At 74.6% G+C, this 20411-nt stretch carries 21 protein-coding genes and 1 pseudogene; 8 read left to right on the top strand and 14 right to left on the bottom strand.

All coding sequences use genetic code 11. The annotated features are described in order from the left end of the window. Window positions 1-20: 20 nt before the first annotated feature. The 7 genes from RBL05_RS11180 to RBL05_RS11150 all read right to left on the bottom strand — a co-directional run bounded on the left by RBL05_RS11180 (window position 21) and on the right by RBL05_RS11150 (window position 7405). The gene (locus tag RBL05_RS11180; protein ID WP_308739418.1) at window positions 21-1385 is read right to left on the bottom strand and encodes an acyl-CoA dehydrogenase family protein; all 1365 of its coding nucleotides are present in this window, start codon (window positions 1383-1385) and stop codon (window positions 21-23) included. Continuing rightward, on the bottom strand, window positions 1385-2602 hold the full coding sequence (locus tag RBL05_RS11175; protein WP_308739419.1) for an acetyl-CoA C-acetyltransferase: 1218 nt from the start codon (window positions 2600-2602) through the stop codon (window positions 1385-1387). Before RBL05_RS11175 ends, RBL05_RS11180 begins: the two co-directional genes overlap by 1 nt. Before the next feature lie 181 nt (window positions 2603-2783). Continuing rightward, a complete protein-coding gene (locus RBL05_RS11170; protein WP_308739420.1) occupies window positions 2784-3683 on the bottom strand; it encodes an ABC transporter permease in 900 nt (299 codons plus the stop codon). Then, the gene (locus RBL05_RS11165) at window positions 3680-4918 is read right to left on the bottom strand and encodes an ABC transporter substrate-binding protein (protein ID WP_308739421.1); all 1239 of its coding nucleotides are present in this window, start codon (window positions 4916-4918) and stop codon (window positions 3680-3682) included. Before RBL05_RS11165 ends, RBL05_RS11170 begins: the two co-directional genes overlap by 4 nt. Continuing rightward, window positions 4915-5628 carry an ABC transporter ATP-binding protein gene (locus RBL05_RS11160; RefSeq protein ID WP_308739422.1) on the bottom strand — a complete coding sequence of 238 codons (714 nt, stop codon included), beginning with the start codon at window positions 5626-5628 and terminating at the stop codon, window positions 4915-4917. The genes RBL05_RS11165 and RBL05_RS11160 overlap by 4 nt, the downstream gene beginning before the upstream one ends. After that, complete coding sequence (locus RBL05_RS11155) at window positions 5625-6848, bottom strand: acyl-CoA dehydrogenase (RefSeq protein ID WP_308739423.1); 1224 nt, start codon at window positions 6846-6848, stop codon at window positions 5625-5627. Before RBL05_RS11155 ends, RBL05_RS11160 begins: the two co-directional genes overlap by 4 nt. After that, window positions 6848-7405, bottom strand: a complete 558-nt coding sequence (locus RBL05_RS11150; RefSeq protein ID WP_308739424.1) for a DUF4242 domain-containing protein — start codon at window positions 7403-7405, stop codon at window positions 6848-6850. The genes RBL05_RS11155 and RBL05_RS11150 overlap by 1 nt, the downstream gene beginning before the upstream one ends. Before the next feature lie 154 nt (window positions 7406-7559). On the opposite strand from RBL05_RS11150, the gene RBL05_RS11145 reads away from it, so the two are divergent. Then, entirely contained in the window at window positions 7560-8117 is a 558-nt protein-coding gene (locus tag RBL05_RS11145; protein WP_308739425.1) for a GNAT family N-acetyltransferase, read from the top strand. 99 nt (window positions 8118-8216) lie between these two features. Here RBL05_RS11145 and RBL05_RS11140 read toward each other — a convergent pair. Further along, window positions 8217-8369: pseudogene (locus tag RBL05_RS11140) on the bottom strand (mandelate racemase/muconate lactonizing enzyme family protein); the annotation flags it as partial. A gap of 30 nt (window positions 8370-8399) precedes the next feature. On the opposite strand from RBL05_RS11140, the gene RBL05_RS11135 reads away from it, so the two are divergent. The 3 genes from RBL05_RS11135 to pdxH all read left to right on the top strand — a co-directional run bounded on the left by RBL05_RS11135 (window position 8400) and on the right by pdxH (window position 9861). Then, window positions 8400-8732 carry a hypothetical protein gene (locus tag RBL05_RS11135; RefSeq protein ID WP_308741195.1) on the top strand — a complete coding sequence of 111 codons (333 nt, stop codon included), beginning with the start codon at window positions 8400-8402 and terminating at the stop codon, window positions 8730-8732. Beyond that, window positions 8729-9064, top strand: a complete 336-nt coding sequence (locus RBL05_RS11130) for a hypothetical protein (protein ID WP_308739426.1) — start codon at window positions 8729-8731, stop codon at window positions 9062-9064. The genes RBL05_RS11135 and RBL05_RS11130 overlap by 4 nt, the downstream gene beginning before the upstream one ends. Window positions 9065-9171: 107 nt before the next feature. Beyond that, the gene (gene pdxH, locus RBL05_RS11125; protein ID WP_308739427.1) at window positions 9172-9861 is read left to right on the top strand and encodes a pyridoxamine 5'-phosphate oxidase; all 690 of its coding nucleotides are present in this window, start codon (window positions 9172-9174) and stop codon (window positions 9859-9861) included. Window positions 9862-9945: 84 nt separating this feature from the next. On the opposite strand, the gene RBL05_RS11120 is transcribed toward pdxH, so the two are convergent. Both RBL05_RS11120 and RBL05_RS11115 read right to left on the bottom strand, forming a co-directional pair. Next, on the bottom strand, window positions 9946-10710 hold the full coding sequence (locus RBL05_RS11120) for an AAA family ATPase (RefSeq protein WP_308739428.1): 765 nt from the start codon (window positions 10708-10710) through the stop codon (window positions 9946-9948). Window positions 10711-10793: 83 nt separating this feature from the next. Further along, window positions 10794-10919: a hypothetical protein gene (locus RBL05_RS11115; protein ID WP_308739429.1), complete on the bottom strand. Its 126-nt coding sequence runs from the start codon at window positions 10917-10919 to the stop codon at window positions 10794-10796. A 93-nt stretch (window positions 10920-11012) separates the two neighbouring features. Here RBL05_RS11115 and RBL05_RS11110 point away from each other — a divergent pair, with 93 nt between their 5' ends. Together RBL05_RS11110 and RBL05_RS11105 are read left to right on the top strand one after the other, a co-directional pair. Further along, complete coding sequence (locus RBL05_RS11110; RefSeq protein ID WP_308739430.1) at window positions 11013-11762, top strand: DsbA family protein; 750 nt, start codon at window positions 11013-11015, stop codon at window positions 11760-11762. A 169-nt stretch (window positions 11763-11931) separates the two neighbouring features. Then, window positions 11932-12396, top strand: a complete 465-nt coding sequence (locus RBL05_RS11105) for a hypothetical protein (RefSeq protein ID WP_308739431.1) — start codon at window positions 11932-11934, stop codon at window positions 12394-12396. A gap of 172 nt (window positions 12397-12568) precedes the next feature. Here RBL05_RS11105 and RBL05_RS11100 read toward each other — a convergent pair whose 3' ends face one another. Next, window positions 12569-13456, bottom strand: a complete 888-nt coding sequence (locus RBL05_RS11100) for a GH25 family lysozyme (RefSeq protein ID WP_308739432.1) — start codon at window positions 13454-13456, stop codon at window positions 12569-12571. A gap of 194 nt (window positions 13457-13650) precedes the next feature. Beyond that, window positions 13651-14388: a glutamine amidotransferase gene (locus tag RBL05_RS11095; protein ID WP_308739433.1), complete on the bottom strand. Its 738-nt coding sequence runs from the start codon at window positions 14386-14388 to the stop codon at window positions 13651-13653. 343 nt (window positions 14389-14731) lie between these two features. Between RBL05_RS11095 and RBL05_RS11090 the strand changes: the two genes are divergently transcribed. Then, window positions 14732-15775, top strand: coding sequence for an aminoglycoside phosphotransferase family protein (locus RBL05_RS11090; RefSeq protein ID WP_308739434.1), 1044 nt, complete (start codon window positions 14732-14734; stop codon window positions 15773-15775). A gap of 173 nt (window positions 15776-15948) precedes the next feature. Here RBL05_RS11090 and RBL05_RS11085 read toward each other — a convergent pair whose 3' ends face one another. Continuing rightward, a complete protein-coding gene (locus RBL05_RS11085; protein WP_318603641.1) occupies window positions 15949-17514 on the bottom strand; it encodes an HNH endonuclease in 1566 nt (521 codons plus the stop codon). Window positions 17515-17762: 248 nt separating this feature from the next. On the opposite strand from RBL05_RS11085, the gene RBL05_RS11080 reads away from it, so the two are divergent. Further along, window positions 17763-18260, top strand: a complete 498-nt coding sequence (locus tag RBL05_RS11080; protein ID WP_308739436.1) for a glutathione peroxidase — start codon at window positions 17763-17765, stop codon at window positions 18258-18260. A 159-nt stretch (window positions 18261-18419) separates the two neighbouring features. Here the strand turns inward: RBL05_RS11080 and RBL05_RS11075 are convergent, their stop codons facing one another. Continuing rightward, window positions 18420-20315 (bottom strand): serine hydrolase, encoded by a 1896-nt coding sequence (locus RBL05_RS11075; protein ID WP_308739437.1) that lies wholly within the window; start codon window positions 20313-20315, stop codon window positions 18420-18422. Window positions 20316-20411: the final 96 nt, after the last annotated feature.

Raw genomic sequence — 20411 nt, 5'->3', positions numbered from 1 at the left:
ACCTGTCTCGAACAGGCCGCTCACGCGAACGCGCTGGTCCCGGTGATCGACCGGCCGACGATCAGCGACTGCATCGTGTCGGTGCCCTCGTAGGTGTGCAGCGCCTCGATGTCGCTGCGGTGGCGGATCACGCGGTTCTCGAGCAGGATCCCGGAGCCGCCGAGGAGGTCGCGGGCGTTCGAGGCGATCTCGCGGGCGGCGCGGGTGTTGTGCACCTTCGCGAGCGAGGCCTGCTCGGGCCGGATGGTGCCGGCCGCCTCGAGGTCGGCGAGGCGGCGGCAGTACAGCTGCATCGAGGTGAGGGTCTGCAGCATGTCCGAGAGCCGCACCTGGACGTGCTGGGCCTTGGCGAGCGGGCGCCCGAACTGGATGCGGGTGGTGGCGTGCTCGAGCGCGGCCTCGTAGCAGGCGATCGCGTGGCCGAGCGCGCCCCAGGCGACCCCGGCGCGGGTCGCGAACAGGACCTTGGAGGTGTCCTTGAAGGTGCGGGCGCCGGGCAGGCGCTGATCCAGCCCCACCCGCACCTCGTTCAGCGTGATGTGGGCCTGGTGGATGGCGCGCAGCGCGACCTTGCCGCGGATCACCTCGGCCTCGTAGCCGGGCAGGGACTGGTCCACGAGAAAGCCGCTGACCTGGCCGTGAAGGGCGGGATCCGCTGCGTCATCAATCCGCGCCCACACCACCGAGAGATGGCAGCCGGCGCCGTTGCCGATCCAGCGCTTCTCGCCCGTCAGCACCCACTCGTCACCCTCGCGGCGCGCGATCGTCTCGAGGGAGACGGAATCGGAGCCGTGGTCGGGCTCGGTGAGGGCGAAGGCGGCGTGCTCGGCGCCGGTGGCGAGGGAGTCGCCCCAGCGCTGCTTCTGCTCCTCGGAGCCCAGCAGCATGATCGAGCGCAGCGCGAGCCCGCCCTGCACGCCGACCATGGTGCCGACGCTGCCGTCGATCCGGGAGAGCTCCATGTTCACCAGGCCCGTCGCGAGCGGGGAGAGGGTGCGGTGGCCGGGCACGTCCAGGCCGTCGGTGAGCAGGTCGAGCTCGCCGAGGCGGGCGACGAGCTCGATCGGGTACTCGCCGCGGTCCCACCAGTCGTTGATCCGCGGCAGGACCTCGTCGGCGAGCGAGCGGGCATCGGCCCAGGCCTTCAGGTCCTCGCCCTCGACGTCCTGGAAGAGCGCGAAGTGGTCCGCGGTTGCGGGCAGGAGCGCCTCGGGGGTGGCGGCCGCCGCGTCGGGCGCGGAGACGACGGCGCGCTCGGTGACCACCGAGTCGAGGCGATCGCGGTTCTCATCGGTGCCGGGGTTGCCCCCGAGGGAGATGTGGCCGGGCGCCGGGGCGTCCCAGCTGCTGGTGTCGGTGGTGGTGCGGGTGTCGTTGCTGGTCATCACTTGATCCTCTCGACGATGAGGGCCATGCCCTGGCCGCCGCCGACGCAGAGGGTGGCGAGGCCGTAGCGGCCGTCGCGCTCGGCGAGGCCGTTCAGGAGCGTGGTGGTGAGTCGGGCGCCGGTGGAGCCCCAGGGGTGGCCGAGCGCGATCGCTCCGCCGTGGACGTTGAGCTTGTCGTGGTCGATGCCAAGGTCCTCCGCGGAGGGGAGCACCTGGGCGGCGAAGGCCTCGTTGAGCTCGACGAGGTCGATGTCCTCGATGGTGAGCCCGGCGAGGTCGAGGGCCTTCTTCGTCGCCTCGACGGGACCGAGGCCCATGATCTCGGGGCTGAGGCCGGAGACGCCGGTGGCGACGACGCGGGCGAGCGGGGTGATTCCCAGCTCCTTCGCATACTCCGCCTCCATCAGCACGAGCGCCGCGGCGCCGTCGTTCAAGGGGCAGCAGTTGCCGGCGGTGACGGTGCCGCCCGGGCGGAAGACGGGGTCGAGACCGGCGACGGCCTCGTAGGTGACGCCGGCACGCGGGGAGTCGTCGGTGTCGACGACGGTGCCGTCGGGCAGGGTGATCGGGGTGATCTCGCGGGCGAAGAAGCCGGAGGCCTGCGCGGCCTCGGCCCGGTTCTGGGAGCGGGTGGCGAACTCGTCCTGCGCCTGACGGGGCACACCGCGCAGCTCGGCGACGTTCTCGGCGGTCTGGCCCATCTGGATGTACGCGTCGGGCAGCTCGCCGTCCTCGCGCGGATCGTGCCAGGGGGCGGGGATCTCGCGGGAGGCGCGCTTCTCGGTGCGCTCCCACGCAGTCCTGAACTCCGGGTCGCGGGCGTCCTCCTCCATGAGCTTGCCGGTGCTCAGCGAGATCGACTCGACGCCGGCGGAGATCACGGCGCGCGCCTCACCGGAGGCGATGGCGTGGAAGGCGGCGCGGGTGGTCTGGATCGAGGAGGCGCAGAAGCGGGTGACGGTCGCGCCGGGCACGGTGTCCAGGCCGAGCTTCACGGCGACGGTGCGGGCGAGGTTCCCGCCCTGGTAGCCCTCGGGGATCGCGCAGCCCAGCTGCAGGTCGTCGATGGTGGCGGGGTCGAGCTGCGGGACCTGGTCGAGGGCGGCGCGGATGGTCTGCGCGGCGAGATCGTCGGGCCGGACGTCCTTCAGCGAGCCCTTACGGGCGCGCCCGATGGGTGAGCGGGTGGCGGCGACGATGACGGCTTCGGGCACGGGTTCCTCCTGGGACGGCGGTGTCTTCGGGCGGGCCGGAGTCGCGGCGCGGCCGCAGGGATCCGCGCCCGCGGGACCTGCGGCCGACGTCGGCTCCGGACGCCGGCGTTAGTGATACTACGGGTTGCAGGTACCTGGTGGGAAGCGGACCCGTGCTAGGCGCCCCGGGGCGCCGCCCGGATCATCCCCGGCGCGGGGTCAGGAGGAGGCGCGCGAGCAGGTCGATCGCGGCGCCGAGCACGCCGATCACGAGGATCACCACGAGCATCTCGTCGTAGGCGAGGCGGTCGCGGGCGTTGAGGATCTCGTAGCCGAGCCCGCTGGTCACGCCCAGCATCTCGGCGGGCACCAGCACCACCCAGGCGATGCCGAGGGCGAGCCGGATCGACTGCAGCACGGCCGGCCGCACCGAGGGGACGAGCACCGTGCGCAGCATCTCGCGCCGGTTCGCGCCGAGGGTGTGGGCGACGGCGACGTAGCGCGGGTCGATCGCGGCGACCGCCGCCGCGGTGCCCAGCAGGATCGGCCAGATCGCCGCGGCCGTGACGAGGAAGACCACCGGCGCCGAGCCGACCCCCAGCAGCGCCACGGCCACCGGCGCCCAGGACAGCGGGGAGATCATGCGCACGAACTGGACGGGCAGCGCGCTCGCCCAGCGGGTCGGCCGGTGCAGGCCGATCAGCACCCCGGCGGGGATGCCGAGCGCGGCGGCGATCCCCATGCCGAGCAGGAGGCGGAGGGTGCTGGTGACGAGATCCTGGACGAGCACGCCGGTGTCGAGCAGGGAGGCGAGGGCGGAGGGCACGCCCAGGGGGTCCAGCGCCGCGAGCATGGGACTGCCCGCCCCGCCGACGGCGGTGAGCGCCCACCACGCGAGCCCCACGGCGAGCACGCCGAGCACTCCCCAGGCCAGGGCCGGGCCGCGCTCCGCACGCACGCCGGGTCGACGGCCGGGGCGCCGCGACGCCCCGTCGGCCCCGCGCCCCGCGGGATCGCGGGGACGAGCCTCGAGGGTGGCGTCGTCCCGGGGCTCGGGGCGGCCGGGGTCCTCGGAGTCGAGATCTGCGGGGACGAGGCTCATGGGGCGATCTCCTCGGGGTCGTCGAGGCCGACGAGCGAGCCGGGGTCGATCCGCCGGGCGGCGTCGCGCAGCGCGGTGTCGTCGACGACCAGGTCGTGGGCGTCCTCGGGGTCGATCTCGGCGAGCGCGCCGAGGGGTGCGTCGAGCACGGCGGTGCGCATCTCGCGGACCAGCCGGGCGGTGAAGCCGGGCCTGAGCACGGGGGTGAAGTCGATGGTCTCCCCGTGCCATTCGGGATGGGCGACGTGCGCGTGGCCGGCGCCCTCGCGGTGCATCGCCGCGGCGATCGCGGGGGGCGGCTGGGGGAGGTAGGTCCCGGCGAGCTCGGCGGCGACGCCCGCGCGGTCCTCCCGGCAGGCGATCTGGGCCTGCACGAGGGCTTCGGCGACGCCGGCGATCTGCTCGGGCGGGCGGCGCAGGAGCGCTCGGGAGGCGACGGTGACGCAGCAGGGATGGGAGCGCCACACGTCGCCGAGGAAGCGGCCGATGGTGCCGGCTCCCGTCGTCTCGCCCATCGCGTTGAAGGGGTCCGCCACGGTGTATGCGCTGATCGATCCGGCGTCCAGCGCCGGGATCATGTCCGAGGGCGCCATCGGCACCAGGGTGACCTCGCCGCGGTCGCGGGAGGCGGTGCGTCGCACGACGGGGGTGAGTCCCTCGGCGCGCAGCATCTGCTGGACGATGATGCTGTGGATCGAGAACCAGCTGGGCACGGCGAGGGTGGAGCCGGCGAGAGCGCCGAGCTCGGGCACGTCCCGGCCTAGGGTGAGGGCGGAGCCGCCCGAATGGTTGGCGCCGAGCACGGTGATGTCGGCGCCGAGGTCCAGACGCATCTGCAGCGCCATCGGGAACAGCAGGTGGACGAGGTCGACGCTCCCGGCCAGCAGGGCCTCGCCCATCGTGGCCCAGGAGCGCAGCCGCACGGGCTCGGCCACCTCGACCCCCGCCTCGGCGAAGAGGCCGCGGGAGTGGGCGACCAGCAGCGGGGCGGCGTCGGTGATGGGGAGATAGGCGATCCGCAGCGGGCGCTGCGAGGCCGTCCCCTCGCGTCCCGCGCCGCCCGACCCGCTCCCGGCCTGCCCTCCGCGGGACTCGGGGACCTCGCCGCGGGCGGCGAGGCCGAGCCCGGCGCCGGCGAGGCCGGACAGCGCGAGCGCTCCTCCTCCGCCGAGGACGGCGCGTCGGCTCGGACCCCGCGCGCCCGACGGCGTGCGCGAGGACCGCCGAGGGCTCACGCGTCCGCCTCGGCGATGGCCCCGCGCCGGTAGTGGGCGAGCACCTCCTCGCGGGTGGTGCCGTCCTCCCGCGGGGTCCAGTCGGCGGTGATCCCGCGAGGCCCGTCGAGGTAGACGATGCGGTCGGCGACCACGAGCGCCTCGTCGACGTCGTGGGTGACCAGCACCGCCGAGATCCGCACGCGGGTGAGCACGTCGCGCAGCCAGGTCTGCAGGTCGGCACGGATCGCGGGGTCCAGGGCGGAGAACGGCTCGTCGAGCAGGACCACGGAGGGGTCCACGGCGAGCGCCCGGCCGAGGGCGACGCGCTGGGCCTGCCCTCCGGAGAGCTCGGCGGGCAGGGCGCCTGCGAGCTCGGCGATGCCGAGGTCGGCCATCAGCTCGGGGACCCGTTCGGCGCGGAAGCGGCCGGCGTTGGCGCAGTAGCGGCCGCCGAGGGCGATGTTCTCAGCGACGGTGAGCCAGGGGAAGAGGTCCGGGGACTGCGGGACGAGCGCCGGCAGGCGCGGATCCGCGCCGCGGTCGATGCGCCCGGACTGCGGCTGGTCGAGGTCGGCCAGCAGCCGCACCAGGGTCGACTTCCCCGCCCCGGAGGCGCCGAGCACGCACAGGGTCTCGTGCTCTGCGACCTCGAGGTCCAGGTCCTGCAGCACGGGGCCGGCGCCGCCGGGATAGCGGTGGGTGACCCCGTGGAGCGCGAGGCTGCTCATGCGCGCCCGTCCGTCGGGACCGGGACGCCGGCGCGGGCCAGCAGATGGCGCAGGTGCGTCTCGGTCGGGGACTGGACGGGCAGGAACGCCGCCTCGCGGGCGCGCCGCGAGGTGTCGGAGGCGAGCGCGTAGCCGCGACCGCCGACGATCTTCTGCTCGAGCCGGGTGGCACGGCCGGTGAGCAGCGCGGCCTCGAGCCGCACCCGCACCAGCTCGGCCGGCCGCACGGGGGCCGACGGCGCGGCGCCCGCCGGAGATCCGCCCGCCGCAGACGCCCCCGACGGAGACGCCCCCGACGACGCGTCGTCCGAGGGACCGCCCGCGCCGCCCGCGCGCACCGCGGAGGCCGCGCGCACGCCCGCGGCGAGCGCTCCGCGGAGGCGCTGCCAGTCCTCGGCGGCCGTGGAGAGCTCCTCGGCGAGGACCTCGCGGGCCACGTCGTCGGCCCCGGCCTCGGCTGCGTCCAGCGCCGCCCCGGCGAGGCCGAGGCACATGGCGGTCTGGATCTGCAGGAACGTGGCGCGGACCCGGTCGCGGAAGGCGGGCAGGTCGCGGGTGAGGACGTCCTGTGCGGGGATGCGCACCTCGTCCAGGAGCAGCACGCCGGAGGCGGTGGCGTCCAGGGCGGTGAGGCCGGTGAGCTCCTTGACCCGCACCCCGTCGGCGTCGCGCCGGTGGCGGACGACCGCGCGCCGGCCGTCCTCGAAGCGGACGGGGGTGACGACCCAGCCTCCCGGTCGGAGGTTCGAGCACCAGGGCAGCACGCCGGAGACGGCGATCGCGCCGTCCGGGGAGTCGGTCGCGAGCAGCGGGATCTCGCCGAGGCCGGCCTCCTCCTTGAAGGCGGGGGCCATGCCGGAGGCGAGGGCCACGGCGCCGGAGGCGGCGCCGTCCGGCGGCGGGGTGCCGGTCGCCTCGTGGTACGCGATCGCGGAGCGGTGGCCCCACAGCGCGAAGGCGCTCGCGGTGCAGCGGCGGGCGAGGGCATGGGTGAGCTCCGCGGCCAGGGGCAGCGGTGCGGCGAGGAGGTCGAGCTCCCCGAGCGCGGCGAGCTCGTCCCAGAGGTCCGCCTCGGCCCGGTCGACCTCCCCGGCCCGCTCGGCGACGCGGGCGAGCACGGGCTCCGTCGCCGCGGGCAGCACGGCGAGGCCGAGCCCGTCACGGGTCGCGGGATCCGTGCCGGCCGCAGGCTCGGGGGCACGCTCGGAGGTGGCGGTCATCAGGCGCCGGTGGTGTCGAGCTCGATCGCGCCGAGCGCCCAGATGCGGTCGATCGGGGTGGAGACCGCCTCGCGGGCGCGCACCACGGCGGCCTCGTCGGGAGCGTCGTAGAAGCAGAGGCACTTGGCGGTGTCCTCGCGCACGTAGGTGCGCAGGAAGCTGGTCTCGGGGACCTCGGCGTACTTCGGGGCGTTCGCCTTCTTGCGGGCGAGGTACTGGTCCATCGTGATCTCGGCGGGGATGTCCCACTCCACCAGGTAGCCGGCACCGCGGCGCAGGGCCTTGATCTCGTCGAGCTCGGCGCCGACCAGCCGCACCTCGTCGGGACCGTGGACGGCTCCGGCGACCTCGCGCAGCTCGGCGACGACCGTCCCGGCCCCTTCGGCGTCGTCCGCCTCGAGGATCGTGAACAGGCGGGAATGGTCCGCGGCGACCTGGGACTCGATCAGCTCCGCCGGGGCCGTGTCGCCCGCTGCGGCGCGCAGGGCGTCGAGCACGGCCTGGCTGCCCTCGCGAGTGGTGGTGGCGGGCTCGATCTCGAGGAGGAAGAGCGACATGGTGCACCTTTCGTCGTCCGCTCCGACGCCCTGACGGGTCGAAGCATTGCTTATGGCATCCATCAGCATCGCACAGGGTGGGGCGCCCTGTCGTCCCCGTGCCCGCAGGCGTCCCGCTCCGCGGCGAGCGGGGGCGGCAGGTAGCCTCGCGGCCATGTGCGCGCTCCGACCCGCCGGCTCGACCGCTCCCGATCCCGCGCCGGACCCGGCCTCCGGCTTCACGATCGACGCCCCGACCCTGGCCGACGTCCCGGGCCTCGCCCGGGTCCACGTGCGCGGCTGGGAGGTCGCCTACGGGCACGCCCTCTCGGGCGAGGGGTGGTTCGGCGAGCCCGCGATCGCGCGGCGCCTCGAGCATTGGACCTGCTGGCTGACCCCGGGCACGCCGGATGCCGACGAGGGCATCTTCCGGGTGGGCCGCGACGGGGACGGCATCCCCGTCGGCCTCGCCGCCTCCTGGCCGCCCCGCGATCCGCAGCCGGTGCGGGACCGGGAGCTGTCGGTGCTCTACGTGCTGCCGGAGTGGCACGGCACCGGCATGGCGCGCGCGCTGGTCACAGCGCTGATCGGCGAGGAGCCGGCGAGCCTGTGGGTCGCCGAGGACAACCCCCGCGCACAGCGCTTCTACGCGAAGCTCGGCTTTGCGCCCGACGGGGCCCGGCACGTGGATCCGCGGTGGCCGGCACTGCCCGACATCCGCATGGTGCGCTGAGTCCAGGCTGCAGAGCCCGGGCCCGGCGCTCGATCACGGCACTGGCCTGCCGGTCAGCGCGCCGATCCGTGCTCGGCGCCCGAGCGGCAGGCCCCGCGTTCAGACCCAGAGCACGACAGGGTCCGCGGTGAGGGCGCGGCAGCGCTCGGACAGCGTGATGCCGAGCCCCGGCCGGTCCGGGACCAGCATCCGGCCCTCGCGCGTCTCCAGCCGCTCCTCGAACAGCGGGTCGAGCCAGTCGACCATCTCGACACCGTCGAGTCGCGCGAGTACCCGCGGGTCGTGCCTCGCGTCGGCCGGCGCCTGCCCGCCGTGCACACCGCGCTGGGCCGCGCGATCCTCGCCGAGAGCCCCGCGCACGAGGCGGAGATCCTCGCCGCCCTGCGCGCGGCGCGGGACCGCATCGCGAAGTCCGCGCCGGCCCCGGCCCGAGCCGTCGGCCCACGGTCCATGCCGCGGTCCGTCCCTCCGGCCTCGCTCCTCCCCTCCGCCGGGACCTCACCCCCGCGCCGCGGGTCGGACCGTGCCCGCTCGAAGATCCTCCCCCAGGTGGACGGCGCCGCCCGCCCGGGCGGACGCGCCCGCCGCACCCCTCGACGGATCGTAGAGGCATGAAGAACGCGACCATCGCCACCAGCCGCACCCGAGCCACCTCCGACCACCTCATCGCCTACCGACCCCTCCCCAGCGCCTGGGGCGACGTCGACGCGCTGCACGCCGTGCGCGAGCGCCGGGCGCTCGCCGCCGCCCAGGGGCTCGACCCGAGCACGCTGGAGCTCCCGGCCCTGCTCGCCACGACGCGCGATTCGGCCGACGGCTCCGCGGTCGCTCCGCGCCGGGCCCCTGCTCACCGCGCCACGCGTCGGGGCCTGTGGGCCCGTCTGCTGGGCGGCGACGGGACCCCGCGCCAGGTCCGCGGCGGAGGCCAGCACCTGGCGGCCGCCTGAGCCGGCCGTCGACGTCGCCCTCAGCTCCCCGTGCGTCCCGACGCCATGGTCGGCGCGGGGAGGACGGGGCATGGGCCCGCGCCGTGCGACGGCCTAGGATCAGTGCCATGACCAGCGCCTCGGACCGTCTCGCCGGCGAACGACTCGACTACCTCGCCGGCTCCCTCGCGGACGCCGCCCCCGCGGACCCGCTCGCCCTGTGCGACGCCTGGCTGCAGGACGCCTTCGCCCGCCGCGACTCCCACGGCGACATCTCGGACCCGACCGCAGTGGTGCTCTCCACCGTTGCACTCGACGCCGACGGCGCACCCCGGCCGCGCTCGCGGACCGTGCTGCTGAAGGGCCTGGACGAGCACGGTGCAGTGGTCTATACGAACCTCGGCTCCGACAAGGCCCGCGAGCTGCGGGCGACGCCGCGGGCCGCTCTGCTCATGCCCTGGTACCCGCTGCAGCGGCAGGTGCGTGTCGAGGGGCCCGTCGAGGAGGTCCCCGCGGCTGAGTCCGACGCCTACTGGGCCACGCGTCCGCGCGGCTCCCAGCTCGGCGCCTGGGCCTCGCACCAGTCCCGCCGGATCGACTCGCGGGAATCGCTCGAGGCGCAGTACGACGAGGTCGAGGCACGTTTCGAGGGCGCCGAGGTGCCGCGTCCGGAGTTCTGGGGCGGGCTGCGGATCCGTCCGGAGCGGATCGAGTTCTGGCAGGGCCGGGCGCACCGGGTCCACGACCGGATCGTCTACGAGCGGTCGGGCGACGACGCGGGCGCCGGTGACTGGGAGCGGCACCGCCTGCAGCCCTGAGACCGCGACCCGACGCCGGCACGGCGGCACGCGATGCCGGTGCCGCGGGCGCCGCCGCGCGATGCCGTCGCGCGCAGCGCCCGCTCACCCCCGGTGGCGCAGGAACCGCTCCGGCGCCTCGAGGAAGCTGCGCCAGGTGCGGACCAGGTCGAGGTCGTCGTAGTCGGCACGGCGCAGCCCCCACTCCCCCAGCTCGTACAGGTCGGCATCGGGCAGCGCGGCCAGGACCGGTGAGTGGGTGGACAGCACGATCTGCGAGCCGGCGTCGGCGATGTGCTGCAGCAGGTCGAGCAGGGCGAGGCAGCCGCTGAGGGACAGCGCCGACTCGGGCTCGTCCAGCAGCCACAGCCCGCGGATCCTCGAACGCTCCTCGACGAGCGCGAGGAAGGACTCGCCGTGGCTGCGCTCGTGCATCATCCCGCCGACGCCGATCTCCTCGTAGTACGTGAACAGGGAGTGCATCGTCTCGGCGCGCAGGAAGAAGCCAGAGCGCGGGGCGCCGGCGCCGCGCACGAGCTGGAGATGCTCGACCAGCGGCGACTCGGTCCGACGGGTCGCATGCATCGCTCCGGTCCCGCCGCCCTCCGGATTCAGCCCGAACGCGCCGGCGAGCCCCTCCACGAGGGTGGACTTCCCGGCGCCGTTGTCGCCGGTCAGCACAGTGATCGGGCCGAGCTCGAGGCCGTCGCGGAGCACCTGGCGGATCGGGGCGAGGGTCGCCGGCCACGCCGCGTGGTCCGCGGGGGCGAGGGGGTGCTCGCGCAGCTCCCGCACCGGCAGGACCGGGGTGTCGAAGGGCGAGCGCGGGAGCCCGGGCTCGTCGAAGTCGTCGCCGAAGAGGCCGTCCATCAGCTGCTGCTCACCTCCGCTCTGCTGTCCGTGGCACTATCCGTCGGCTCGGCTGGCCGGGCCGCTCCCTCGGGGCCGTCCCGTCACACGCCGAAGGCGGGCGGGTAGGCGATCTCGCCGCGCGGCGTCGGGGCGTCGTCGGGCCGCTCCGGGCGGGTGCGCCATGCGGCGGGGGCGTCGGGCACCTGGGCGGAGTCGTGAGAGCTCATGCCCCCAGCATGCACCGTCGTCGGGACATCCCTCCCGAGGACCGCTACCCTCGTGCACGCCCCTCCCTCCCCCCGATCCTCGCGAGGTCCTCCATGTCCCAGCCACGCTCCCGCACCCCGCTCGTGCTCGGCATCATCGGCGGCGTCGCATGCCTGGGCCTCGTCCTGGTGCTGGTGCTCGGCGGCATCGTCGGCTTCCTGGTCCTTCGCGAGGGCTCGGACCCCGGCTCCGCCACCGCCACCGAGGAAGGCCCGACGGAGGGCGCGGAGGGCTCGACGGGCTCCGGCGAGGTCGTGGCACCGCCCGGGGCGTCGGCCGACCAGCCCTATCTCGAGCTCAGCACCAGCGACGACGGCCCCGAGGTCGACGTCTACCTGGACTTCCTGTGCCCGCACTGCCAGACCTTCGACGCGGCCCAGGGACCGGACCTGCAGGAGATGGCCGAGGCCGGGGAGATCACGCTGCGGATGCACCCCCGTCCGATGCTCGATGCGACCTCCTCCCCCGCCGGCTACTCGGGCCGCGCCGCCAATGCCGCGCTCTGCGCCGCCGCGGAGGACCCCGCGAACTGGTACCCGGCGTCGGCCGCGCTGTTCGCGCAGCAGCCCGGCTCCGCGGGGCTCCCCGACGAGGAGCTCATCGGCATCGTCGAGGAGGCCACGTCGGTCGACATCTCCGGCTGCCAGGCCGAGGGCACCTACCTGCCCTGGCTGGAGCAGGTCGTCGAGCCGGAGGCCCAGCAGGCCGTGCCGGGCACGCCGGCCGTGCTCATCGACGGCGAGCAGATCAACGGCGACCTCACGAGCTCGGGGTCCGTGCGGAAGGCCGTCGAAGCGGCCTGAGCACCGCGCGCCCAACCGACCGCTCGGGAGCGCGCGAGCACCGCAGGAGATGTCCCCGGTCACTCCCCGCAGCCCGTTGGGTGTCCCCCTGGCGACGCCCGGGCGAACACCTGAGGACAGTCCAGCTCCCGCCCTGGGTTCTCTCCAGGACCGGTCCTACCGTGGAATCATGCAGAGCGAGACCTGGCACTCCCCCGTCGGCCTCACGCACGACGCCGGGTGGGAGCTCGACGTCCGACGCACCCTTCCCGCCCCGCCCTCCGAGATCTGGCAGCGACTGCTCGCCGAGTGGCTCCCGCAGTGGCTGGGCGTCGAGTCCGTCCCTCAGATGGTCGGTGCGCCAGTGCGCCGCGGGGGCCGGGTCCACGGCCGTGTCATCGGCTGCCACGTCGGCCGCCGCGTCCGCCTGCGCTGGACCCCGGACACCCTGGACCACGAGACGGTGTTCCAAGTGACGCTCCAGGAGGTGCCGGAGTCCTTCGGCCACGCCACGATCCTCGAGATCCACCAGGAGCGCCTGCTCGGGGCCGCCGAGCGTCAGGGCCTGCTTGACCACTGGAACCTCGTCCTGGACGACGTCGTCGCCGCCCACGGGCGCGAGCTCGCCATGGGACGTCTCGACCTGCAGGGCTGAGCGCCCCCGGGTCGACCGCCGCAGGTGCGAACGCGCCGGGCGTTGGCCGCCGCGCACGGCTCGGCCCTGTCCGGTCGGCCGCCCTCGCTCTCCCGGGCCGAGGTTCCAGTCACCCTGACGAGGACGCGACCAGCCCCGCCCGCCCTCGCTCTCCCGGGCCGAGGCCCGCCGGTCAGCTCTTCTCTTCCACCTCGTGCCCGATCGCACCCTCGCCGTCGGGGATCGCGGAGTGCTCGCGCAGCACCTCGATGCGCGCGACGTCGATGTCGACGCCGCCGGAGACGCCGGAGACCGTCCCGTCGAAGCGCAGCTGCCACACGGCCCAGTCGCCCTGCTTCGGGCGGCTGCCCGCCGAGAACAGCCAGTCGGGGCGGGAGTCCGTGACCGGCAGCCCGTAGTGGTCGCGCCACTCCGAGGAGGAGTAGATCAACAGACGACGGCCCCAGGCCTCCTCGACGATCGCCGTGAACGCGTCGACCTCGGCCTGCGCGTCGACCGCGCCGGGCCGCTCCTCGCAGGCGCCGTCGAACTCGAGGTCGAGAGCGGGCGGCAGCGCCGAGTCGTCGGGCGGGGCCGCGGCGAGGAAGTCCTGGGCCTGGTCCGCGCCGGAGGAGCAGAGCGTGAAGTAGTGGTAGGCGCCGGGCACCACCCCGGCCGCCTGCGCGCCGTCCCAGTTCTCCTGGAAGCGGGAGTCGACGAAGCCCGCGCCCTCGGTCGCCTTGATGTACGCGAAGCCGTACCCGTCGGAGGCGACCGCGGCCCAGTCGATCTCCTCCTGGTGGGCGGAGACGTCGATGCCCATCACCTCGTCGGGCGCGAGCGTCGTCTCCGCGGGCAGGTTCTCGAGCGCGGCGGCGTCGGTCGAGGTCGCGGCGACCTCCATCGCCGCGTCGTCGGCGGCGAAGGGCGCCGGATCGCTCTTTGCCGCCTCCTGCCCGCCCCCGCCGAGGCCGCGGATCACCGAGACGGAGCATCCGCCGATGACCAGCACGAGCAGCAGCGCGAGGGAGCCCGCGACGATCTGACGTCGGCGGACCTGCTCAGGCGTGAATCGTGGCACGCACCGGACGCTACCGGAGCAGGCCAGGCCGTCGCGGGAGACGTGCCGGTCGGGAGCGGAGGAAGGACAACGCTTCCCGGCTCCCGGCGGGGTCAGCACGCGAGCCGCGTCGGCGTCCGAGCCGCGTCGGCGTCCGTGCCGGGTCAGTGTGCGAGCCGCGCCGGCATGTGAGCCGCGTCAGCGCGCGAACCGGGTCAGCGCGCGAAAAGCTCCGCGAAGGCGCGCAGGAGCCGCGGCGGCTGGTCGGCTTCGACGTGCCGCAGCTCGGTGAAGATCTCCTCCATCTCGTCGGGCGAGAAGTAGCCATGGTCGCGATAGGCGCGGGCCCGTTCGATGATCGAGGGGACGTCCAGCTCGGGGTGGAACTGGGTGGCGTACTGCCTGGTCCCGACGCGGAACATCTGCACCGGTGCGGTGCGTCCGCTCGCGAGCGCGGTGGCGTGCGGGGGCAGCGTGTGCACTGCCTCCTTGTGGCCGACGAGCCCGAGGAAGGTGTCCTCCAGCTGCGCGGCGCGGACCAGGGGGTCCTCGCGACCGGCATCGGTGAGGGTGACCTCGACGGCGCCGAGCGGCTCGCCGTGGGTGCGGTCGATCAGCGCGCCCTGGTGGGTGCCGAGGGTGCCGATGCCGTAGCAGGCGCCGAGGAAGGGGACGTCGTGGGCGATGACCTGGTCGAGGACGCGGTCGATCTCCGCCTCGGCCCGCAGCTGCGCCTCGCTCTTGGAGTCGACGGGGTCGGAGACGGTGAAGGGGCTGCCGCACAGGATGATGCCGGAGATGTCGTCCATCGCGAGGTCCGGGAAGGGGTCGCGGTCCAGGCGCGCCCAGAGCAGGTCCTGCTCCTGGAGGCCGGTGAAGTCGAGCACGGCGGCGCGCTCGGTGACGGCGACGTCGTCCTCGGGACGGGTGGCGATCTGCACGAACGGTTTCACCAGCGCATCGTATCCACTGGCGCGCGGTGCTCCCGGCCGCCGGGGCAGGCCCTTGCATCGCCGGTGATGGACGGCTCAGCGGACGTGCCGCAGGACCGTGCCGCGGCATGTCGGCGCGCTGCGGTCCTGTCGGCGCGCACCGCTGTCCTTTCGGCGCGCACTGCTGTCCTGTCGGCGCGCACCGCGGTCCCGACGGTCGGGCCGGCCTCTCCCGTAGTCTGCGGGGCGTCGACGACGCTCATCGAGGAGATCCCGTGGCCGCATTCCCTGCTCCCTTTCCCGCGCTGCCATTCGGGACCGTCGAACGCGTCGCCCCGCTGATCGCAGAGCGGGCGCTCACCTGGTGACCGCACCGGATGCGCTGGTCGCGGGGCATCCGCTACCGGAAGGCCTGCGGGCTGCGGAGGATCCCGCTCTGCGGGCGTGGCTCGCGGGGCTCCCCGCTCTGGTCGCGGAGGTGCTGGAGCGCTGGGAGCTGACGGCGCTGCCGCCCTTCCGACCGGGCGGTTCGAGCGCCTGGGTGGCGCCGGTGCGCACCGCCGACGGGGCCGAGCGGGTGCTGAAGGTGGCGTGGGCGCACGAGGAGTCCCGCGACGAGGCCGCCGGGATGCGGGCCTGGCAGGGCCGTGGGGTCGCGGCACTGTTCCGCAGCGAACGAAGCGGCAACACGGCGGCGCTGCTGATGGAGCGTGTACAGCCCGGGGTGCCCCTCGCGAGCTGCCTGACCTGGCCCGAGCGGGACGAGGTGACCGCGGCGGTGCTGCGCCGGCTGCGCGTCCCGGTCGAGGAGCTGCTCTCCGGGGACGACGATCCGGCACCTGACTGCGACGCTCCGACAGCGGACTCCGGCGTCCCGTGCGCGGACCCGAGTGCGACGGCACCGAGCCCGAGGACCCCGGCACCTCACTCCGGCGACCCGACGCTCTTCTCGTTCCGGCCGCTCGCCGACATGTGCGCGTGGTGGGCCGACAGCGCCGCCCGGCGGCAGGCCGAGGCAGTCCCGTCGCTGCTGCCGCCGGGGCTCGTCGAGCACGGCCTCGGTCTGTTCCGCGAGTTGCCCCGGGAGTGGGACGGGGAGCAGGTCCTGCTGGTCACGGACCTGAACCCGGGCAATATCCTCACCCATGACGGGCCGGAGCGGTGGCTGATGATCGATCCGAAGCCGTACATCGGCGATCCGCACTACGACGTGCTGCAGCACATGCTCAACGGCGGGGAGCGCCTGGTCGCCGATCCGGAGGCGTTCGCCGATCGGATGGCTGATCTCGCGGGGCTGGACCGTCGGCGGACCCGGCGGTGGCTGCTGGCCCGCTGCGTGCAGGAGGCGGCGCAGTTCGATGGGGCGGCGTCGGCCGCGCTCCGGCTCGCGGCCGACGGGGTCGAGTGACCGCTGCGGTTCGCTGATCCTCGACGTGGTCCGTCGTGGGAGCCGCACGGGCCTTTCCCTCAGGTCCCGCACCGGGCCCGCCTTCACGTGCCGCCACTGTCGGACCACCTGCCGGGCACGCCGTCGGATCCGGTCGCCGGGCCGTCAGCTGCTCCCGGTGCCCCGGCCTACCCTCAGCTCCCACCGTCGTCGGATCCGCTGCTCGGTCCGTCTCCGTGGCCGCCCTCGGGGCCAGCCGCCGATCCGTCGTGTCCCGCTGCTGGCGCGTCGTCTGCTCCCGGCGCCCTGGCCCGGTCTGTCGGGCCCAGCAGCGGCGTCGGCCCGGTCTCCCGCACTGCACCGGAGTGTCCGGTCCAGCGCACCCGGTGCCCGGGCAGGGCGGGGTTCTCGACCCGTTCGACGCGGGCGGCGAGCTGCTCCTTCTTGTTGCAGTGGGCGCAGGCGCCCTGTCCGTTGTCGAGACTGGTGGGTCCGCCGCGGGAGACGGGGACGATGTGGTCGTACTGACGGATCGCGGCGTTGCAGAACGGTCCGCGGCAGGTGGTGTCGCGCCGGCTGAGGAAGCGTCGCATCGCGGGCGGGAAGGGCCGCGAGGCGGAGTCCATCGCGATGAGCTCGTCGGCCGTGGGGTGGGCGTAGAGGCGTCGCAGCGTCGCCCGCACCTCTTCGCCGTCGGAGCCGAAGGGATCGCGCTCCCCCTCAGCAGGCGGGGTCGTGCAGGCCAGGAGCTGCTCGCGCACCGCCTCGGACGGCACCGCGCCGTAGCCCTCGAGATGGGCGACGTCGCCCGCATCGGGACGGAACAGGGCACGGTCGGTGATGATCACGCCGACCTCGAGCGTGACGGGCGGCGGCGCCCCCTCGCCGGGGCGGAGCACGGTGTCGACCAGGACGTCCGCCATCACCGCGGAGTGGCCGCTGCGGTCCCCGGCGGCGCGGCGACGCTCCGCCTGGCGGCTGAGGTGGCGGTGGATCTGCTGGGCGTCGAGCGCGGTGAGCCGCGCCGTGAGGGTCGCCATCCCGTGCTGACCGGGGGTCATCGTCACGTGACGGTCGCTGCGCGCCCGCCGGTGGCGGAGCGTTGAGCCTTCGGGGTCGACGTCCCCGGCGACGGTCGCGACCGCGTCCCGCCACCTGCGAGTGCCGGCGCCGTCGAGCTCGGGCAGCCGCTCGCCGAGGATCCTGTCGACCTCGCGGGCGAGGTCCGGGTCCAGCACGGCCGAGGCGCCCGCGACGGCGTAGGCGGAGTCCCCGGCGATCCGGCCCCCGGCCAGCGCCGACATGATCCGCGGGAGCGTCTCGACGAGGCGGCGGGCGGAGGCGAGGGTGCGGCCGGCCATGTGCGGGGAGCGGCGGGTGATCAGGGAGATGTCGGTGACGGTGGAGCCGTCGGCCTCCTGCTCGATGCGGCTGCGCGAGGGGGTGGCGGCGTCCTCGTGGGCGGCGTCGGCCCGCGCCTGCTCCCAGCGTTCGCGGCGCGTGGTGTCCTGCAGCGCGATCAGTGCGCGGGCCTCGAGCGAGTCGAGCGCCCCGCGGGAGGCCTGGATCGCGCCGAGCAGGTCGGAGAACTCGCGACGGGACCTGCCTTCGGTCGCGAACAGCTCGGCGGGGTCGCCGGCGATCCCCTGGAGGAGGAACGCCAGGTCACCGAGGTGCTGGGCGAGCCCGACCGGGTCGGTGCGGCGCAGCGCGGCGAGGACCTCCTCGGGGGTGTCCTCCCCGAGGAACCCGGGAACCACGGCGCGCTCGTCATGCCTCCATGCTTCCGGCGCCCGCGGCAGATCACCAGGCAGAGACGGGAAATGGGGACGGCGGGGCGGTGTGGAGGAACGGTCGGCGTCGAGGGAGCGGGCACCTGGTGGGGAGGGCGGTGTGGAGTAACGGTCACCGTCGAGGGGCCGGGCACCAGGTGGAGTGCGGGCGCGTCCCTGCGCCGGGGAAGCCCCGCCCTCGACCTCCGCCCAGCCTCGGCACCCACAATGGAGGCATGACGACTCTCGCCGACTTCACCGCCACCACCCTCTCCGGCACCGAGCAGGACCTCTCCGAGCACCTCGGCTCCGTCGTGCTCGTGGTCAACACCGCCAGCAAGTGCGGACTCACTCCGCAGTACGAGGGCCTGCAGGCCCTCCACGAGCGCTTCGGCGACCGCGGCCTCACCGTGCTGGGCTTCCCCTGCGACCAGTTCAACAATCAGGAGCCCGGGACCGACGACGAGATCTCCGAGTTCTGCCAGGTCAACTACGGCGTCACCTTCCCGATGTTCTCGAAGATCGAGGTCAACGGCGAGGGCGCGCACCCGCTGTACAAGTGGCTCACCGGCGAGCACGAGCTCGAGGGCGGGCTGAAGATCCCCGCCGGGGACATCGAGTGGAACTTCGGCAAGTTCCTGCTGGACCGGGACGGGCAGGTCCTGCGTCGTTGGTCGCCGCAGACCACTCCCGAGGAGATCGCGGACGACATCGAGGCCGCGCTCGGCGCCTGAGCGGCCGACGGCCGGCCGGGGTGCCGGCCGGGGTGCCGGCCGGGGTGCCGGCCGGGGTGCCGGGCCCGACGGCTCCGGGCGCGACGGCTCGGGGCGCGATGACGTCGGGTGCGGACCCCGCGGTCGCGCCCCGAGGCCGTCGGCCCGGCGCCGCCGGCCTCACCCGGGAAGCGACCACCCGTCGGCGACGACGGCTTCGCGATCCGCGGCGCGATCGGTGTCCACGAGCACCTGACGCCGGTCCAGCACCCGCAGCCTCCCCACCCACGCGCCGAGCCCGCGGGTGGAGCCGTCGGTGGTCAGGGCGAGCCGCACCTGCACCTCGCCCGAGAGCGGACCCGACGCGTCCACCAGCGGGAACGTCCCCGTCCATGCCACGCGTCGGCCCCAGCCGGTGATCGTCCCGTCGGGGATCTCGACCGGCTCCTGGTGGCGGGCGGTGAGTCGGCCCGGCAGGGGCTTCCAGCTCTCTCCCCCGTCGGCCGATACCTCGAGGACCAGCAGGTCGTAGGCGGTCTCGAGGTGCGCGAACAGCTCCACCTCGAGCACGGGCTCACGGCCGGGCAGGTCCGCGGAGATCTCCAGGGTCGCCGTGGCGGCGTCACGGTCCCCGGCGCGCCAGCCGGACCGCACGCTCTCGGGGACGATCCCGAGCGCATGGGCCACGCAGGTGGAGACCTCGCGACGGGTGACCGAGGTGGTGGACCACTCGCGGGTGGGGTGCACCGAGTTCGTCAGCAGCACCACGACGGTCTCCGTGAGCGGGTCGATGACCAGCGAGGTGCCGGTGAATCCGGTGTGCACGCCGCTGTACGGGCTGGTCAGGCCGGCGTGATAGAACCAGGCCTCGAGCTCGGGCCCCAGGCCGCGCCGCGCGCCGCCCACCCCGGTGATCTCGGCGATGCGGTCGGTGAACATGGACTCGACGGTGTCGGGCTGGAGGATGCGAGCGCCGCCGTAGATGCCGCCGTGCAGGAACATCTGCGCGAACACGGCGAGGTCGCGGGCGGTGGAGAACACCCCGGCGTGCCCGGCGACGCCGCCGAGGGAGTAGGCGTTCTCGTCGTGGACGTGCCCGTGGACGAGCCGGCCGTAGTGCTCCACGTACTCGGTCGCGGCGATGCGAGCCTTCAGCTCCGCGGGCGGGTTGTACATCGTCTCGTCCATGCCGAGCGGGCCGGTGATGTGATCGCGCACGTACGCGTCGAGGCTCGTCCCGGAGAGCTTCTCGACGATGAGCCCGAGCGTGATCAGGCCCAGGTCGGAGTAGACGTACTTCGTGCCGGGCGGGGTGCTCGGCGCGACGGTGAGCACCGCGTCGATCCTCGAGGGGACGTCGGGGTGGGCGGAGTAGAGGTTGATGAAGGCGGGCAGTCCGCCGACGTGGGTGAGCAGGTGCTGGACCGTGACCTCACCCTTCCCGTTCTCGGCGAAGCGCGGGAGGTGGTCGGCGACGCGGTCCTCGAGCGCGAGCAGTCCCGCCTCGACGTGCTGCATGACGGCGGTGGCGGTGAAGATCTTCGAGATCGAGGCGAGGTCGTAGATGGTGTCGACGCGGGCGGGGATCCGCTCGGCCTCGGGCAGCTCGGTGCTCGCGTCCTGCCAGCGCAGCGCGTACCCGTCGGCGTGCTCGTAGGCGATGCCGCGCTGCGAGGCGATCAGGAGCGTGGCGCCGGAGAAGCGGGGCGGGTCGTTGTCGAGGCCGGCGCGGAGGATGCCGGGCAGCTGGGCGAGCACGTCGGCGTCCAGGCCGACGTCGGCGGGCTCGACGTCCTCGAGCGTCTTCGAGGAGCCGCGCCGGTTCCAGGGGTGGGGGTGGGGTCCGCCGGGCCGCCAGCCGGGGGCGGAGGCGGCGGCCTGCTTCTCGGGGCGCTCTTTGCGCGGCGCGGGATCGCCCATGGCGTGCGCGGCGGCGGGGAGGCCGACGGCTCCGGCGCAGGCCGCGAGGGCTCCCGCTGCGAGGCCGGTGCGCCGGGTGAGGCCGGGCTGGTCGGTGCCGGGCTGGTCGGGGCGGGGCCGATCGTCGCGGGGCTGGTCGGTGCCGGGCTGGTCCATGGGGCTCCTTCGCATCGGGTCCGTCGCGCGGCCGGGGGCGTCCTCGATGACGCCGCACCTCCGTCTCCGCTGGTCGGACCGGGAGGCACACAGGCT

Source organism: Brachybacterium sp. GU-2, assembly GCF_030866705.2.
Lineage (GTDB): Bacteria > Actinomycetota > Actinomycetes > Actinomycetales > Dermabacteraceae > Brachybacterium > Brachybacterium conglomeratum.
The sequence above is the reverse complement of the archived record's forward strand: the minus strand, read 5'-3'. Positions and strand labels throughout refer to the sequence as shown.